The organism is Blastococcus sp. CT_GayMR16, assembly GCF_004570875.1.
Classification (GTDB): domain Bacteria; phylum Actinomycetota; class Actinomycetes; order Mycobacteriales; family Geodermatophilaceae; genus Blastococcus_B.
In genome coordinates this window covers 133,289-148,999 of the sequence record NZ_SPQK01000011.1, presented here as the reverse complement: position 1 = coordinate 148,999, position 15,711 = coordinate 133,289, and the positions used below count along the sequence as shown (strand labels likewise).

Annotated in this window: 14 protein-coding genes and 1 pseudogene; all 15 read right to left on the bottom strand. The window is 73.1% G+C overall.

Translation table 11 applies throughout. The annotated features are described in order from the left end of the window. Positions 1–1,168: pseudogene (locus E4P38_RS13585) on the bottom strand (primosome assembly protein PriA); the annotation flags it as partial. A 45-nt stretch (positions 1,169–1,213) separates the two neighbouring features. Beyond that, positions 1,214–2,407 (bottom strand): methionine adenosyltransferase, encoded by a 1,194-nt coding sequence (gene metK, locus E4P38_RS13580; RefSeq protein ID WP_135132333.1) that lies wholly within the window; start codon positions 2,405–2,407, stop codon positions 1,214–1,216. Positions 2,408–2,518: 111 nt separating this feature from the next. After that, complete coding sequence (gene coaBC / locus E4P38_RS13575) at positions 2,519–3,745, bottom strand: bifunctional phosphopantothenoylcysteine decarboxylase/phosphopantothenate--cysteine ligase CoaBC (protein WP_209309092.1); 1,227 nt, start codon at positions 3,743–3,745, stop codon at positions 2,519–2,521. Positions 3,746–3,912: 167 nt separating this feature from the next. Continuing rightward, positions 3,913–4,176, bottom strand: a complete 264-nt coding sequence (rpoZ, locus tag E4P38_RS13570) for a DNA-directed RNA polymerase subunit omega (RefSeq protein ID WP_012949163.1) — start codon at positions 4,174–4,176, stop codon at positions 3,913–3,915. 77 nt (positions 4,177–4,253) lie between these two features. Beyond that, positions 4,254–4,841, bottom strand: a complete 588-nt coding sequence (gene gmk / locus E4P38_RS13565; RefSeq protein ID WP_135132331.1) for a guanylate kinase — start codon at positions 4,839–4,841, stop codon at positions 4,254–4,256. Between the two features lie 39 nt (positions 4,842–4,880). Further along, complete coding sequence (mihF, locus tag E4P38_RS13560) at positions 4,881–5,207, bottom strand: integration host factor, actinobacterial type (RefSeq protein ID WP_135132330.1); 327 nt, start codon at positions 5,205–5,207, stop codon at positions 4,881–4,883. 310 nt (positions 5,208–5,517) lie between these two features. After that, the gene (locus E4P38_RS22930) at positions 5,518–5,691 is read right to left on the bottom strand and encodes a hypothetical protein (protein ID WP_167760550.1); all 174 of its coding nucleotides are present in this window, start codon (positions 5,689–5,691) and stop codon (positions 5,518–5,520) included. After that, positions 5,688–6,566, bottom strand: coding sequence for an orotidine-5'-phosphate decarboxylase (gene pyrF / locus E4P38_RS13555; protein ID WP_135132329.1), 879 nt, complete (start codon positions 6,564–6,566; stop codon positions 5,688–5,690). The genes E4P38_RS22930 and pyrF overlap by 4 nt, the downstream gene beginning before the upstream one ends. Continuing rightward, positions 6,563–7,501, bottom strand: a complete 939-nt coding sequence (locus E4P38_RS13550) for a dihydroorotate dehydrogenase (protein ID WP_135132328.1) — start codon at positions 7,499–7,501, stop codon at positions 6,563–6,565. The genes pyrF and E4P38_RS13550 overlap by 4 nt, the downstream gene beginning before the upstream one ends. Next, the gene (locus tag E4P38_RS13545) at positions 7,498–8,376 is read right to left on the bottom strand and encodes a dihydroorotate dehydrogenase electron transfer subunit (RefSeq protein ID WP_209309091.1); all 879 of its coding nucleotides are present in this window, start codon (positions 8,374–8,376) and stop codon (positions 7,498–7,500) included. Before E4P38_RS13545 ends, E4P38_RS13550 begins: the two co-directional genes overlap by 4 nt. Next, positions 8,373–11,669, bottom strand: coding sequence for a carbamoyl-phosphate synthase large subunit (gene carB, locus E4P38_RS13540; protein WP_135132327.1), 3,297 nt, complete (start codon positions 11,667–11,669; stop codon positions 8,373–8,375). Before carB ends, E4P38_RS13545 begins: the two co-directional genes overlap by 4 nt. Continuing rightward, complete coding sequence (gene carA, locus E4P38_RS13535; RefSeq protein WP_135132326.1) at positions 11,662–12,774, bottom strand: glutamine-hydrolyzing carbamoyl-phosphate synthase small subunit; 1,113 nt, start codon at positions 12,772–12,774, stop codon at positions 11,662–11,664. Before carA ends, carB begins: the two co-directional genes overlap by 8 nt. Next, positions 12,771–14,057, bottom strand: a complete 1,287-nt coding sequence (locus tag E4P38_RS13530) for a dihydroorotase (protein WP_135132325.1) — start codon at positions 14,055–14,057, stop codon at positions 12,771–12,773. The genes carA and E4P38_RS13530 overlap by 4 nt, the downstream gene beginning before the upstream one ends. Continuing rightward, positions 14,054–14,977, bottom strand: coding sequence for an aspartate carbamoyltransferase catalytic subunit (locus E4P38_RS13525; protein WP_135132324.1), 924 nt, complete (start codon positions 14,975–14,977; stop codon positions 14,054–14,056). The genes E4P38_RS13530 and E4P38_RS13525 overlap by 4 nt, the downstream gene beginning before the upstream one ends. Further along, positions 14,974–15,597, bottom strand: coding sequence for a bifunctional pyr operon transcriptional regulator/uracil phosphoribosyltransferase PyrR (gene pyrR, locus E4P38_RS13520; RefSeq protein ID WP_135132323.1), 624 nt, complete (start codon positions 15,595–15,597; stop codon positions 14,974–14,976). The genes E4P38_RS13525 and pyrR overlap by 4 nt, the downstream gene beginning before the upstream one ends. Positions 15,598–15,711: the final 114 nt, after the last annotated feature.

The following is a 15,711-nucleotide window of genomic DNA, read 5'->3' as shown; positions in this document are numbered from 1 at the left end:
TGCCCAGCGGGCCCGCGCAGTGCGCGCACCGAGCCGGCGCGCGGCACCGGGCGCACGCCAGCGACGGGACGTATCCGCGGCGCGGCACCTGCACCAGCACGGGAGCACCCGAGGCCAGGGCCTTGCGGGCGGCCTCGTGGGCCAGCGAGGGCAGCCGCGCGGAACGGGCCGCGGGGTCGCGGGCCAGCTCGAAGTCGTCACCGAGCGCCTGGATCCGGGGGGCGGCCGCCCGCAGCACGGCCCGATCGGCGATCAGCTCGTGCGCCCAGCCCGACTCGACGAGCAGCTCGGCCTCGGCGGTGCGTGCCGTGCCGGCCACGACGGCGGCGCAGTTGTCCAGCCAGGCCCGCTGGACCAGCACGTCCCGGGCGTGCGGATAGGGCGCGTGCTCGTCGGCGTGCAGGTCGTCGCCGTCGTCCCAGACGACCACGAGGCCGAGATCCCTGACCGGCGCGAACATCGCGGCTCGCGTGCCCAGCACCACCTGGGCCGCCCCCCGCGACGCGGCGAGGAACTGCCGGTAGCGCTTCTCCGGGGAGTCGTCGGCGCGCAGGACCGTGTAGGAGTGCTCGGGCAGCAGCTGCCGTGCCGCGGCGGCCAGCCGGTCGAGGTCCTTGCCGTCGGGAACGACGACGAGCGCCCCGCGCCGTCCGGACAGCGACGCCCGGCAGAGCTCGGCGAGCCGGGTCGGCCAGTCCTCACCGGGCAGCGCCGTCCAGACCGCCCGGGCGGGACGGCCCTCGGCCAGCGCCGTCAGCAGGGCCGGGCCGGCCTGGTACCGGCCGAACCCGGCGGGATCGGGCGGAGCGGGCAGGGCCTCCGGGGTGGGCGTCGGCCGCTTCTCGGCCGCGGCCCGGCGGGGTGGCAGGGCCAGCCGCAGGACGTCGCTGAGCGTCCCCGCGTACCGGTCGGCGACCACCCTCGCCAGCCGGACGACCTGCGGGGTGAGCACCGGCTCCCCCGACGGCACGTGCGACAACGGGAGGAGCTTGCCCGTGAAGTCGGTGGCGTCGTCCAGGGACACCACGAAACCGTCCAGCAGCTGGCCGCTGAACCGCACCCGCACCCGGCAGCCGGCCTGCACGGTGTCGGCGAACTTCTCGGGAACCGCGTAGTCGAAGGGCCGGTCCAGGTGGGCCAGGGGCACATCGATGACGACCCGGGCCACCATCGGGTGGCCCGGGTCGCCGGGTGGAGCGGGTGTGTCCAGTGCTTAGGCTCCGACGGCCGCGCGGAGGGCGTCGACCCGGTCGAGCTGCTCCCACGGCAGGTCGATGTCGGTGCGACCGAAGTGGCCGTAGGCGGCCGTCGGCGTGTAGATCGGGCGGAGCAGGTCCAGGTCGCGCACGATCGCGCCGGGCCGCAGGTCGAACACGGTGCTGATGGCCTTCTCGAGGACGTCGTCCGCGGTGGTGCCGGTGCCGAAGGTCTCGACGAACAGACCGACCGGGTGGGCCGCGCCGATGGCGTAGGCCACCTGCACCTCGCACCGGCTGGCGAGCCCGGCGGCGACGACGTTCTTGGCGACCCAGCGCATCGCGTACGCGGCGGAGCGGTCGACCTTCGACGGGTCCTTGCCGGAGAAGGCGCCGCCACCGTGGCGGGCCATGCCGCCGTAGGTGTCGACGATGATCTTCCGGCCGGTCAGACCGGCGTCGCCCATGGGGCCGCCGATGACGAACTTGCCGGTCGGGTTGACGAGCAGGCGGTAGCCGTCGGTGGGCAGGCCGAGGGCGGCCAGCTCGGGCTCGACGACGAGCTCCTGGATGTCGGGGGTGAGCAGCTGGTCGATCGAGATGTCCTCGGCGTGCTGCGAGGAGACGACCACGGTGTCGACGGCGACCGGCTTGTCGTCCTCGTAGACGACCGTGACCTGGGTCTTGCCGTCGGGGCGCAGGTAGGGCACCGAGCCGTCCTTGCGGACGGCGGACAGCCGGCGCGCCAGGCGGTGCGCCAGGGCGATCGGCAGCGGCATGAGCTCGGGGGTCTCGTCGGTGGCGTAGCCGAACATCAGGCCCTGGTCGCCGGCGCCCTGACGGGAGATCTCGTCCTCGTCGGTGTGGGTGCGCGCCTCGAAGGCGGTGTCCACGCCCTGGGCGATGTCGGGCGACTGCGCGCCGATCGACACGCTGACGCCGCAGGAGGCGCCGTCGAAGCCCTTGCGGGAGGAGTCGTAGCCGATCCGCAGGACCGTGTCGCGCACGATCGAGGCGATGTCGACGTAGCCGCCGGTGGTGACCTCGCCGGCGATGTGCACCTGGCCGGTCGTGATCATGGTCTCGACGGCAACACGGCTGCGCGGGTCCTGCGCGAGCATCGCGTCCAGGATCGAATCGCTGATCTGGTCGGCGATCTTGTCCGGGTGGCCCTCAGTGACCGACTCGGAGGTGAAGAGGCGGCGTGACACTCGGTGACTCCCTGGCTCGGTGGCTACATCGTCGGGAGCCACGTGCGCGGCGCCCGGAGTCCCACGCTACCGGCTCATCCGACGACGGGTACGGCTGCCCGGGAGAGATGCCTAGCTCTGGGGCTCAGGTGGCAGCTGGGACGCGATGGTGGCCCAGATGCCCGCGGCGACGGCGTCCTTGCTGTCGTGCGACAGCTCGGTCACGGACCCGTCGGCCGCGAGGACAGTGACGGCGTTGTCGGCGCGGCCGAACACCTGGCCGTCGGAGACGTCGTTCACGACGAGCAGGTCGCAGCCCTTGCGGGCGAGCTTGGCGCGCGCGTGCGTGAGGACGTCGGCGTCGTCGTCCCCGGTCTCGGCGGCGAAGCCGACCACCAGCTGACCGGGGGCGCGCTTGGTCACCAGCTCGGCGAGGACGTCGGGGTTGCGGACCAGGGGCACCGCGGTCGGCTCGGCCGACGACCCCTTCTTGAGCTTGGACACCGCGACCGTCTCCGGCCGGAAGTCGGCCACCGCGGCGGCCATGACGACGACGTCGGCCTCCTGGGCCTCGGCCACCATCGCGGTGCGCAGCTCCTCCGCGGTGCCCACCGGGACGACGTGGACGCCGAAGGGGGCAGGGAGGTCGACGTTGGCGCCGACGAGCACGACCTCGGCCCCCCGCGCCGCGGCCACGCGCGCCAGGGCCCAGCCCTGCTTGCCCGACGAGCGGTTGCCGAGGAAGCGCACCGGGTCCAGCGGCTCGCGGGTGCCGCCGGCGCTGATGACGACCCGGCGACCGGTGAGGTCGTGCGCGAGGGCCGCGGTGCCGTGGTGGAGCACGACCGTCGCCAGCGCCGCGATGTCGGCGGGCTCCGGCAGCCGGCCGGGCCCGGTGTCGGGGCCGGTCAGCCGGCCGACCGCCGGCGGGAGGACGACGGCCCCGCGGCGGCGCAGGGTGGCGACGTTGTCCTGCGTCGCGGGGTGCAGCCACATCTCGGTGTGCATCGCCGGCACGAAGACCACCGGGCAGGACGCGGTGAGCAGAGTGGCGGTGAGCAGGTCGTCGGCCCGGCCCATCGCGGCGCGGGCCAGCAGGTCGGCGGTGGCAGGGGCGACGACGACCAGGTCGGCGTTCTGCCCGATCCGGACGTGCGCGACGTCGGGGACGTCGGACCACACGTCGGTGGTGACCGGGTTCCCCGACAGCGCCTCGAACGTGGCGGCGCCGACGAAGTGCAGGGCACCGGGGGTGGGGACGACGCGGACGTCGTGGCCGGCCTCGGTGAATGCGCGCAGCACGAAGGCGGCCTTGTAGGCCGCCACTCCCCCGCTCACACCCAGCACGATCGAGCTCACAAGACCTCCTCGCTGGCGCTCGTCGCGCATGTTCGCTCAGCTGCTCTGCCCCTGCGTGAGCTCGCAAGCTCGCTCACGTGCTCCATCCTCCACGTACGAGAACGCACCCGGCAGCAACTGCCGGGTGCGTTCTCATCAGTCTGGGTGCCCCGACCGGGGCAGCCGGCCTAGTTCTCGCCGGCGGTGTGGGTCAGCAGACCTTCGTTGATCTCGCGCAGCGCGATCGACAGGGGCTTCTCCTGCGGCGCGGTGTCGACCAGCGGGCCGACGTACTCCAGCAGGCCCTCGGAGAGCTGGCTGTAGTAGGCGTTGATCTGGCGAGCGCGCTTGGCGGCGAAGATGACCAGGCCGTACTTGCTGCTGGTGCGCTCGAGCAGCTCGTCGATGGGCGGGTTGGTGATGCCCTCGGGGGCAGGTGCGACTCCGGACACGGGCGGGCGTGCTCCTCATTCGATAGCGGGAGGAAGCGACCGGCGGGGACAGCCGGCGGTGCTCTTCCTCGTGGGCGCTACTCCCCTGGCACGAGACCGGGCGAGGGCGCAGTCAGCAAGCCTACCAACTCGTCGGCGGCCCGGGCCACGTCGTCGTTGACGACGACGACGTCGAACTCCCCCGCGGCGTCCAGCTCGGCCTGCGCGAGGGCCAGTCGCCGCTCCTGTACGGCCGGCGGTTCCGAGCCGCGCCCGGCGAGCCGGCTGACCAGCGCACCCCACGACGGCGGGGCCAGGAAGACCAGCTGCGCCCCGGGATCCCGGGTCCTGACCTGGCGTGCACCCTGCAGCTCGATCTCCAGCAGGGCCGGCTGGCCGGTGGCCAGCCGCGTCCGCAGCGGGGCGACGGGGGTGCCGTAGCGGTTGCCGGCGTACTCGGCCCACTCCAGCAGCCCGCCGGCCGCGATCAGCCGGTCGAACTCGGCGTCGTCGACGAAGTGGTAGTGATCACCCTCGCGCTCACCCGGACGAGGGCGGCGGGTGGTCACCGACACCGACACCCACACGTCGGGATGCCGTCGCCGGACCTCCGCGACCACGGTGCCCTTGCCGACGCCCGAAGGGCCGGAGAGCACGGTGAGCCGTGCAGTAGTGCCTGAGACCACTCGTCGTCCTCGTCCGCGATCGCTCGCTGGGTCGTCGAGTCAGACGACCTTCTCGTCGGCGAACTCGGCCTCCAGCGCCTTGCGCTGGTTGGCGCCGAGACCGCGCACACGGCGGGTGGGCGAGATCTCCAACCGCTCCATGATCTTCGCAGCCCGCGCCTTGCCCACTCCGGGCAGGGACTCCAGCACCGCGGAGACGCGCATCTTGCCGATCACCTCGTCGGTGTCGCCCTGCTTGAGGACGTCACCGACCGTGGCGCCCTTGGTCTTCAGCTGTTCACGCAGTTCGGCGCGCGCCTTGCGGGCGGCGGCGGCCTTCTCGAGCGCGGCGGCGCGTTGTTCCGGGGAGAGGTCAGGCAGGGGCATGGTCGACCCAATCGTGTCGGTCGCGGTCCGGGTGTCCGGCCCGCGGAGGTTCTGGGGACTCGTAAGGGAAGGGCTCGCCTCTGAGCCTCAGGGCCAACCTAGTTCCAGACAAATCCGCTGGTCACTGGGCAGCCGCGCGGATTCTTGGCAGGCGTCTGCCGTCGTCGTTCACACGCGGTTCACCTACCCGGTAACACCCCGTCATCACTGCAGGTCAGGCGCCGATCCGTGCGGTTCCGTTCCGGATGACCGATTGCCGCTCCCACCGGGCAGAAGGCCGCGACACGCCGCCAGAACGACACGCCGGTGGTCAGGCCGGGCGACTCCGGCGACGGCCTGCCCGGAGGCCGAGCAGCCATCCGCCGACACCGGCGAGGAGCAGCAGGCCGAGTCCCACCAGGCCGGCGCCGACCGCGTGCTGCGCCGTCCAGCGAACGGACCCGGCATCCAGCGGCCCCACCAGCCACGGCAGGGCCCGCCTCACCCGGAGAGCTCCGCCGTCCAGCGGTCGGCCGCGGCCCGCAGCGCGGCCGGGTCGGGCCCGGCGGCCAGCACGTCACGGGAGACCGTGGGGACGACGGCCCGGCCGGTGCCGAACAGCCGGCGCAGGTCGGCGACCGACCCGCCCTGGGCACCCAGACCCGGCGCCAGGATCGGCCCGCCCAGGCCGTCCAGGTCGACGTCCAGATCGCGCAGCGTGGCACCCACGACGACCCCGAAGGAACCGGTCGTCGGCCCGAACCGGCTGGCCAGATCGCGTACCGCCGCGATGTCGGGCAGCGGGTCCCCCACCACCCAGCCGGGGGTGTTCCAGCCGCGCACGGTGTCGACGACCACCTGGGCGACGGAACGCTCGCCCGCGAGCGCGTGCTGGAAGGTGCCGGCGTCGGGATTGGACGTGCGTGCCAGCACGAACAGGCCGCCGCCGTGCAGGCGCGCGGTGTCGACGGCCGGCTGGAGCGAGCCGGGGCCGAGGTAGGGGCTGACCGTCATGGCGTCGACGGCGAGCGGGTGGTCGGGGCGGAGGTAGTCGCCGTAGGCGTCCATCGTCGAGCCGATGTCCCCGCGCTTCGCGTCCAGCAGGACCAGCGCACCGGCCGCCCGCGCCCTCGGCATCGCGTCCTCGAGCACGGCGAGCCCGCGGGAGCCGTGCCGCTCGTAGAACGCCAGCTGCGGCTTCAGGACGGCGACGGATCCGGCCAGGGCGTCGACCACCACGTCGGTGAAGCGGGCCAGGCCGTCGGGATCGTCGGTCAGCCCCCACTTCTCCAGCAGCGGCGCGTGCGGGTCGATACCGACGCACAGTGGACCCCGGGCCGCGACGGCGTCGGCGAGGCGCTCCCCGAACGGGGCCGTCATCGGTGTGCGTACCCGACGGCCTCGGCGAGCGACGCGAAGCCCCGCTCCCCCAGCGCGACGGCCAGCTCGTCGTGCACCCGGGCGACCGCGGACGGGTCGTTGAACACCGCCGTCCCCACTGAGACCGCGGACGCACCGGCGAGGACGAACTGGAGTGCGTCCAGGCCGGTGCGGATGCCGCCCATGCCCAGGATCGGGACCTCGGGCAGCGCCTGGTGCACCTGCCAGACGCACCGCAGGGCGACCGGACGGATCGCCGGGCCGGACAGGCCGCCGGTCACCCCGCCGAGGACCGGCCGCATCGTGTCCGGGTCGATGACCAGTCCGAGCAGCGTGTTGATCATCGACAGCCCGTCCGCGCCGGCCTCGGAGACCGCGCGGGCCACGCTCACGATGTCGGTGACGTCGGGGCTGAGCTTGGCGTAGACGGGGTGGGCCGGGTCGGCGGCGGCCCGGACGGCGGAGACGACGTCGGAGGCTGCCACGGGGTCGCAGGCGAACACCTCGCCGCGACTCTCCACGTTCGGGCAGCTGATGTTGACCTCGAGGCCGAGCACCCCCGGTACGCCGCGCAGCCGCTCGGCGAGCTCGGCGAAGTCCTCGACGCGGGTGCCCGCGATCGAGACGAAAGCCCGGACCCCGCGTTCGGCGAGCCAGGGCAGCTCCTCGGCCAGCAGCCCGTCGATGCCCGGACCCTGCAGGCCGATGGAGTTGAGCATCCCGCTGGGGGTCTCGGCCATACGCGGGGTCGCCCGGCCCGACCGGGGGCGCAGCTGCACGGACTTGGTGACCACCGCACCGATCGCGGTCAGGTCGACGAAGGGTTCGAGTTCGCCGCCGAACGCCGAGCACCCGGACGCGGTGAGCACCGGGCTCGGGATCGGGGCGCTACCGAGCGTCGTCCGCATGTCGACGGCCGTGTCCAGAGCGGTCATGGCGCGACCACCCCCATCGCGTCGGCGCCGACGACGTCCCACGGCAGCGAGCCGACGTCGTCGAAGCGCACCCGGTCACCGCCGAACACCGGTCCCTCGGTGCAGGACCGGCTGAAGCGCGTGCGGCCGTCCTCGCCGACGATCGGCAGCACGCAGGTCATGCAGACGCCGATCCCGCAGGCCATCGACTCCTCGACGGCGACGTAGGAGGGGATGCTCCGCGCGGTGGCCGCGTCGGCCACGGCCCGGAGCATGGGCATCGGGCCGCAGGCGTAGACCACACCCGCGTCCGGCAGGAGTTCGTCGACAGCCAGGGTGACCAGCCCCCGCCGCCCGGAGCTGCCGTCGTCGGTGGTCACCGCGACCCGCGCCGCGATCCCGGTGAGCTCCTGCACCGAGCACAGCCGGTCCGCGCCCGCGGCCCCGGCCACCGCGTCGACCTCGTGCCCGGCGTCCCGCAGCCGGGCGGCGAGGCCGACCAGGGCGGCCGCGCCGTAGCCGCCGCCGACCAGCAGCGCCCGGGCGCCGGGGGGCGGGTCCGGGAAGGGGCGCCCGAGGGGGCCGACCACGTCGACTGTGTCGCCCGGCTGCCGTTCGGTGAGCCACGCCGAGCCCGGTCCCGCCGCGGACACGACCACCGTCACCAGGCCGTCGTCCGCGGTGCTGATCGCGATCGAGCGGCGCAGCAGCAGGGCCGAGGTCTCGCCGCCGACCGCGAACGCGACGAACTGCCCCGGCTGGGCCCGCTCGGCGATCTCCGGCGCCGACAGCGTCAGCTCGACGTAGGCGTCCACCGCGCGCCGGCCCACGACCTCCACGGTGCGCTGGACCGGCGGGTGCGCAGCGCGCGGCGCCGGCGCGGTCAGCGGGCTCACGGACGGTTCCCGGCCATGGCGGTGTGCACGTCCTGCAGGCTCCGGACGCCGATGTCGCCCCGGCGGAGGGCCTCGACCCCCTGGACCGCGGCGGCCATGCCCTGGACCGTCGTGATGCACGGGATCCCGGCCGCGACCGCCGCGGTGCGGATCTCGTAGCCGTCCAGGCGCGGTCCGCTGTTGCCCGGCGACCCGAAGGGCGTGTTCACGACGATGTCGACGTCGCCGGCCAGGATCAGCTCGACCACGTTGCCGGGCCCGTCGCTGAACTTGCCGACCACCTCGCAGTGCACCCCGTTGCGGCGCAGCACCTGGGCGGTGCCCACCGTCGCCAGCACCCGGAAGCCCAGGTCGGCCAGCCGCTTGATCGGGAAGACCGCCGAGCGCTTGTCCCGGTTGGCCAGGGAGACGAAGACCGTGCCCTCGGTCGGCAGCGAGCCGTAAGCGGCCGCCTGGGACTTCGCGAACGCCCGGCCGAACTCCGAGTCGAGGCCCATGACCTCACCGGTGGACTTCATCTCCGGCCCGAGCACCGTGTCCACGCCGTGGCCCTCGACGGTGCGGAAGCGGTGGAAGGGCAGGACCGCCTCCTTGACCGCGATCGGGGCGTCCTCGGGGAGGTCGGTGCCGTCGCCGGAGGGCGGCAGGACACCGGCGACCCGCAGCTCGGCGATCGACTCCCCCACCGCGATCCGCGCCGCGGCCTTGGCCAGCTGGACGGCGGTGGCCTTGGAGACGAACGGCACCGTCCGGCTGGCCCGCGGGTTGGCCTCGATGACGTAGAGGATGTCGTCCTTGATCGCGTACTGGACGTTGACCAGGCCGCGGACGCCGATCCGCGCGGCCAGCTTCTCGGTGGCGGCGCGGATCTTCAGCAGGTCGGCCGACCCGAGGGTGATCGGCGGCAGCGCGCACGCCGAGTCACCGGAGTGGATGCCGGCCTCCTCGATGTGCTCCATGACGCCCCCGAGGAAGAGCTCGGTGCCGTCGTAGAGGGCGTCGACGTCGATCTCGACGGCGTCCTCCAGGAAGCGGTCGACCAGCACCGGGTGGGATGCGCTGACGTCGGTGGCCTTCGCGATGTACGCCTCGAGGGTCGCGTCGTCGTAGACGATCTCCATCCCCCGCCCGCCGAGGACGTAGGAGGGCCGCACCAGCACCGGGTAGCCGATCTCCACGGCGATCGCACCGGCCTCGGCGAACGTCGTCGCCATGCCGTGCTTGGGGGCGGACAGGCCGGTGTCGGCCAGCACCCGCGAGAAGGCGCCGCGGTGCTCGGCGTCGTCGATGGCCTCCGGCGACGTGCCCAGCACCGGGACGCCGGCGTCCTTCAGCCGCTGGGCGAGACCCAGCGGCGTCTGCCCGCCGAGGGTGCAGATGACCCCGGCGACCGGACCGGCCGCGCGCTCGGCCTCGACGACCTCGAGCACGTCCTCGAAGGTGAGCGGCTCGAAGTAGAGCCGGTCGGCGGTGTCGTAGTCGGTGGAGACGGTCTCGGGGTTGCAGTTGACCATCACCGCCTCGTAGCCGGCGTCCTGCAGCGCCAGGACGGCGTGCACGCAGGAGTAGTCGAACTCGATGCCCTGGCCGATCCGGTTCGGCCCGGACCCGAGGATCAGCACCGCCGGCTTCTCGCGGGGCTGCACCTCGTTCTCCTCGTCGTAGGAGGAGTAGTGGTACGGCGTGCGGGCGGCGAACTCCGCGGCGCAGGTGTCGACGGTCTTGTAGACCGGCCGGATCCCGAGCCGCCAGCGCAGCGTCCGGACGCCGTCCTCACCGGCGAGCTCCGGCCGCAGCGCGGCGATCTGCCGGTCGGACAGGCCGAACCGCTTGGCCCGGCGGAGCAGCTCCGGGGTCACCGACGGCTCGTTGCGGACCTGCTCCCCGATCTCCCGGACCAGCGCGATCTGGTCGACGAACCATGGATCGAAACCACTAGCAGCCGCTACGTCTTCGACGGTCGCCCCGGCCGCGAGTGCCTGTTCGGCGAGGTAGAGCCGGCCGTCCACCGGGACGCGCAGGGCGTCGAGCAGTTCCTCGGCCGACCGGTCGTCCGCCGGGCCGGTCCAGAAGCCGGCCACCTTGGTCTCCGTGGACCGCATCGCCTTGCCGAGCGCCTCGGCGAAGTTGCGGCCGAACGACATGATCTCGCCGACGCTCTTCATCGTGGTGGTCAGCCGCGGGTCGGCACCGGGGAACTTCTCGAAGGCGAACCGCGGGATCTTCACGACCACGTAGTCCAGCGAGGGCTCGAACGCCGCCGGGGTGACGCCGGTGATGTCGTTGGTGATCTCGTCCAGCGTGTAGCCGATGGCCAGCTTGGCGGCGATCTTGGCGATCGGGAAGCCGGTCGCCTTCGACGCCAGCGCGGAGGACCGCGACACCCGCGGGTTCATCTCGATGACGACGAGACGCCCGGTCTCCGGATGGACGGCGAACTGGATGTTGCAGCCGCCGGTGTCCACGCCGACCGCGCGCAGGATGGCGATGCCGACGTCCCGCATGTGCTGGTACTCGCGGTCGGTGAGCGTCATCGCCGGCGCGACGGTGACCGAGTCGCCGGTGTGCACGCCCATCGCGTCGATGTTCTCGATGGAGCAGATGACGACCACGTTGTCGCTGCGGTCGCGCATCAGCTCAAGCTCGAACTCCTTCCAGCCGAGCACCGATTCCTCGATGAGCACGGTGTGCACCGGGGAGTCGGCGAGCCCGTGCCCGGCCATGCGCCGCAGCATCGGCTCGTCGGTGGCGATGCCCGAGCCGAGACCACCCATGGTGAAGCTGGGCCGGATGACGACCGGGTAGCCGACCTCCTCGGCCGTGGCGATCGCCTCCTCGACGCTCGCGCAGACCGTGGAGCGGGGCGCGTCGGCGCCGATCGACCGGACGATGTCCTTGAACCGCTGCCGGTCCTCGCCGCGGTTGATCGCCTCGACGTCGGCGCCGATGAGCTGCACTCCGTACTTCTCGAGGACGCCGTTCTCGTAGAGCCCGATCGCGATGTTGAGCGCGGTCTGCCCGCCGAGGGTCGCCAGCAGCGCGTCGGGGCGCTCCTTGGCGATGACCTTCTCGACGAACTCCGGGGTCAGCGGCTCGATGTAGGTGGCGTCGGCGATGCCGGGGTCGGTCATGATCGTCGCCGGGTTGCTGTTGACCAGGCTGACCCGCAGGCCCTCGGCCCGGAGCACCCGGCAGGCCTGGGTGCCGGAGTAGTCGAACTCGGCGGCCTGACCGATGAGGATCGGCCCGGAGCCGATGACCATCACGTGCTCGATGTCGGTCCTCTTAGGCACGCTTGTTCTCCTCCATGAGGTCGACGAACCGCTGGAAGAGCGGCGCCGCGTCGTGCGGACCGGCCGCCGACTCGGGGTGGAACTGCACGCTGAACGCCGGCACCTCGAGGCAGCGCAGGCCCTCCACCACGTCGTCGTTGAGGCCGACGTGGCTCACCTCGACCTGGCCGTACGGGGTGTCGCTCGGCCGGTCGAGCGGGGCGTCGACGGCGAACCCGTGGTTGTGGCTGGTCACCCGCACCGTGCCGCTGACCCGGTCGAGCACCGGCTGGTTGAGCCCGCGGTGACCGAAACGCAGCTTGTAGGTGCCCAGGCCCAGCGCCCGGCCGAGGATCTGGTTGCCGAAGCAGATGCCGAACAGCGGACGGCGGGCGTCGAGCACCCCCCGGACGGCCTCGACCGCGTAGTCGGCCGCGGCCGGGTCGCCGGGCCCGTTGGAGAGGAAGACCCCGTCCGGGCCGGCCGCGAGGAGCTCGGCTGCGGTCGCCGTCGACGGGAGGACGTGCGTCTCGACGCCCAGGTCGGCGAGGTGCCGCGGGGTGGCCGTCTTGATGCCGAGGTCCAGCGCGGCGATCGTGTACCGCCTCTCCCCCACGGCCGGCACCACGTAGGTCTCGCCGGTGCTCACCTCGGGGGCCAGGTCCGCACCGGTCATGCTCGCCGCCGCCGCGACCTGCGCGAGCAGCACGTCGGGATCGGTGATCACGCTGCTGATCCCGACCCGCATCGCGCCGCGGTCGCGCAGGTGGCGGGTGAGCGCCCGGGTGTCGATGCCGCTGATGCCGACCACTCCCTGCCTGACCAGCTCGTCGTCCAGGCTGCCGGTCGCCCGCCAGTTGGACGAGCGCCGCGCAGGGTCGCGGACCACGAAGCCGGCCACCCACATGCGGCTGCTCTCGTCGTCCTCACCGTTCACGCCCGTGTTGCCGATGTGCGGGGCGGTCATGACGACGACCTGCCGGTGGTAGCTGGGATCGGTGAGCGTCTCCTGGTAGCCGGTCATCCCGGTGGCGAAGACCGCCTCGCCGACCGTCGTCCCGACCGCGCCGTAGGCCTCGCCCCGGAACGTGCGCCCGTCCTCGAGCACGAGGATCGCGTCACTCACTTGGTTGCCTTCCCGTCGAGCACCGTCGGGACCCCCCGCAGGAACGTCGCGACGACCCGGCCGGGGAGCTCCCGACCGGCGTAGGGGCTGTTGCGGCTGCGGCTGGCCAGCGTGGCCGGATCGACGATGGCCCGGGTCGTGGCGTCCAGCAGCAGCAGGTTGGCGGGCTCACCCGGGGCCAGCGGGCGACCGTGCCCCTCCAGCCGGCCGATGACCGCGGGGCGGACCGACATCCGGTCGGCGACTCCCTGCCAGTCGAGGAGGCCGGTCTCGACCATCGTCTCGACGACGACCGACAGCGCCTGCTCCAGCCCGAGCATCCCCGGCCGGGCCTGCGCCCACTCGCTCTCCTTGTCCTCGACCGCGTGGGGGGCGTGGTCGGTGGCGACGGCGTCGATCGTGCCGTCCGCGAGCCCGGCCCGGAGCGCGGCCACGTCGTCGTCGGTCCGCAGCGGGGGGTTGACCTTGAAGACCGGGTCGTAGCTCTCGGCGCAGGCGTCGGTGAGCAGCAGGTGGTGCGGCGTGACCTCGGCGGTCACCTGCACGCCGCGCCCCTTGGCCCAGCGCAGGATCTCCACGGAGCCCGCGGTCGACACGTGGCAGACGTGCAGCCGCGCACCGACGTGGCCGGCGAGCAGCACGTCGCGGGCGATGATCGCCTCCTCCGCCGCGGCCGGCCAGCCCGTCAGGCCGAGGCGGGCCGAACGGTTCCCCTCGTGCATCTGGGCGCCGGCGGTGAGTCGCGGCTCCTCGGCGTGCTGGGCGACGACGCCGTCGAAGGCCTTCACGTACTCGAGTGCCCGGCGCATGAGTGCGGGGTCGCTCACGCAGGAGCCGTCGTCGGAGAACACCCGGACGCGGGCGGCGGAATCGGCCATCGCGCCGAGCTCCGCCAGCCGCTCGCCCCTGAGCCCGACGGTCACCGCCCCCACGGGGACGACGTCGACCAGCCCGGCTTCCTGGCCGAGGCGCCAGACCTGCTCGACGACACCCGCGGTGTCGGCGACCGGGTCGGTGTTGGCCATGGCGTGCACGGCGGTGAAGCCCCCCAGCGCCGCTGCCCGGCTGCCGGTCTCGACGGTCTCGGCGTCCTCCCGGCCCGGCTCGCGCAGGTGGGTGTGCAGGTCGACCAGGCCCGGGAGCGCGATCAGCCCGGCGGCGTCGACGACCTCCGCGCTCGTGCTGGACAGCGACTCGCCGATTGCGGCGATCCGGCCGTTCTTGATGAGGATGTCGGCGGGGTCGCCGCCGTACGGGCGCGCCCCCTTGATGAGGTAGTTCACGCGGGCTCGTTCCCTCCGAGCAGCAGGTACAGGACGGCCATGCGCACGCTGACGCCGTTGCCGACCTGCTCGACGATCGTGGAGCGGACGGAGTCGGCCACCTCGGCGGCGATCTCCATGCCGCGGTTCATCGGGCCGGGGTGCATGACGATCGCGTCGTCGTCCAGGAGGCTCATCCGGCGGGCGTCGAGGCCGTAGCGCCGGCTGTACTCGCGCGCGCTCGGGAAGAACGAGGCGTTCATCCGCTCGGCCTGGACCCGAAGCATCATCACCACGTCGGCCTTGGGCAGGACGGCGTCGAGGTCGTAGCTGACCTCCACCGGCCAGCTGCCGACGCCGACCGGCAGGAGGGTCGGGGGCGCGACCACGGTGACCTCTGCCCCGAGGGTGTGCAGCAGCCCGATGTTGGAGCGCGCCACGCGGCTGTGCAGCACGTCGCCGACGATGGCCACCCGCACGCCCTCGAGGCGGCCCAGCCGCCGCCGGATCGTGTACGCGTCCAGCAGGGCCTGGGTCGGGTGCTCGTGGGTGCCGTCACCGGCGTTGACGACGCTGCCGCGCACCCAGTGGGCCAGCCGGTGCGGCGCACCGGAGGCGGAGTGTCGGACGACGATCGCGTCGCTGCCCATCGCCTCGAGGGTGAGCGCGGTGTCCTTGAGGCTCTCGCCCTTGGAGACGCTGCTGCCCTTCGCCGAGAAGTTGATGACGTCGGCGGAGAGCCGCTTGGCGGCCAGCTCGAAGCTGATGCGCGTGCGGGTCGAGTCCTCGTAGAAGAGGTTGACCACGGTCCGGCCGCGCAGCGTGGGGAGCTTCTTGACCTCGCGGCCGGCCAGCGCCTGGTCGATCTGCGCCGCGGTGTCGAGCACCAGCGTCGCGTCGGCACGGTCCAGGTCGGCCGCCTCCAGCAGGTGCCGCTTCACGTGATGTCCCCCTCGGTCACGAGCACCTCGTCGGCGCCGTCGGTCTCGGCGAGGTGGACCCGCACCTGCTGACTGCGCGAGGTCGGCACGTTCTTGCCGACGAAGTCCGCGCGGATGGGTAGTTCGCGGTGCCCGCGATCGACCAGCACCGCCAGTTGCACGCTCCGGGGCCGGCCGAGGTCGCGCAGGGCGTCGAGGGCCGCGCGGACCGAGCGCCCGGAGTAGAGGACGTCGTCCACGAGGACGACGAGCCGGTCGTCGATGCCGCCGTCGGGCAGCACCGTGGGCTCCAGCGCGCGGACACCGCGCAGCCGCAGGTCGTCCCGGTACAGGGTGATGTCGACGATGCCGACGTCCACCGTCGTCCCGGAGAACGCCTCGACGCGGGCGGCCAGGCGCCGCGCGAGCGGGGCGCCCCGGGTCGGGATGCCGACGAGGACGAGGGAGGAGAGGCCGCCGTTCGGTGACCCCGGATCGCTCGCGGCCGCCCGCTCGATGAGCTGGTGGGCCATGCGGTCGACCACGCGGGCGACGTCGGCGGAGGAGAGCAGTGCGCCGGGTGACGAGGGTGCGCCCGACTTCGGCGGCTCGTTCCGGGCAGGCTCGACAGAGCTGGCCATGAGGCCTCCTTCCCCGCCTCACTGGACGGGTCGTTAAAGGAGTGGTGTGGACCGGCGACGACGGTACTGCACCGCCGCGGCGACCCGTTCGGCACCCGTTCCACTGCTGGTCAG

Bases quoted from the DNA above. Each gene is read 5' to 3' on its own strand.
- pyrF (WP_135132329.1), bottom strand. From the start codon at position 6,566: ATGACGGCCCCGTTCGGGGAGCGCCTCGCCGACGCCGTCGCGGCCCGG.
- E4P38_RS13550 (WP_135132328.1), bottom strand. From the start codon at position 7,501: ATGACCGCTCTGGACACGGCCGTCGACATGCGGACGACGCTCGGTAGC.
- pyrR (WP_135132323.1), bottom strand. From the start codon at position 15,597: ATGGCCAGCTCTGTCGAGCCTGCCCGGAACGAGCCGCCGAAGTCGGGC.
- mihF (WP_135132330.1), bottom strand. From the start codon at position 5,207: ATGCCCCTGCCTGACCTCTCCCCGGAACAACGCGCCGCCGCGCTCGAG.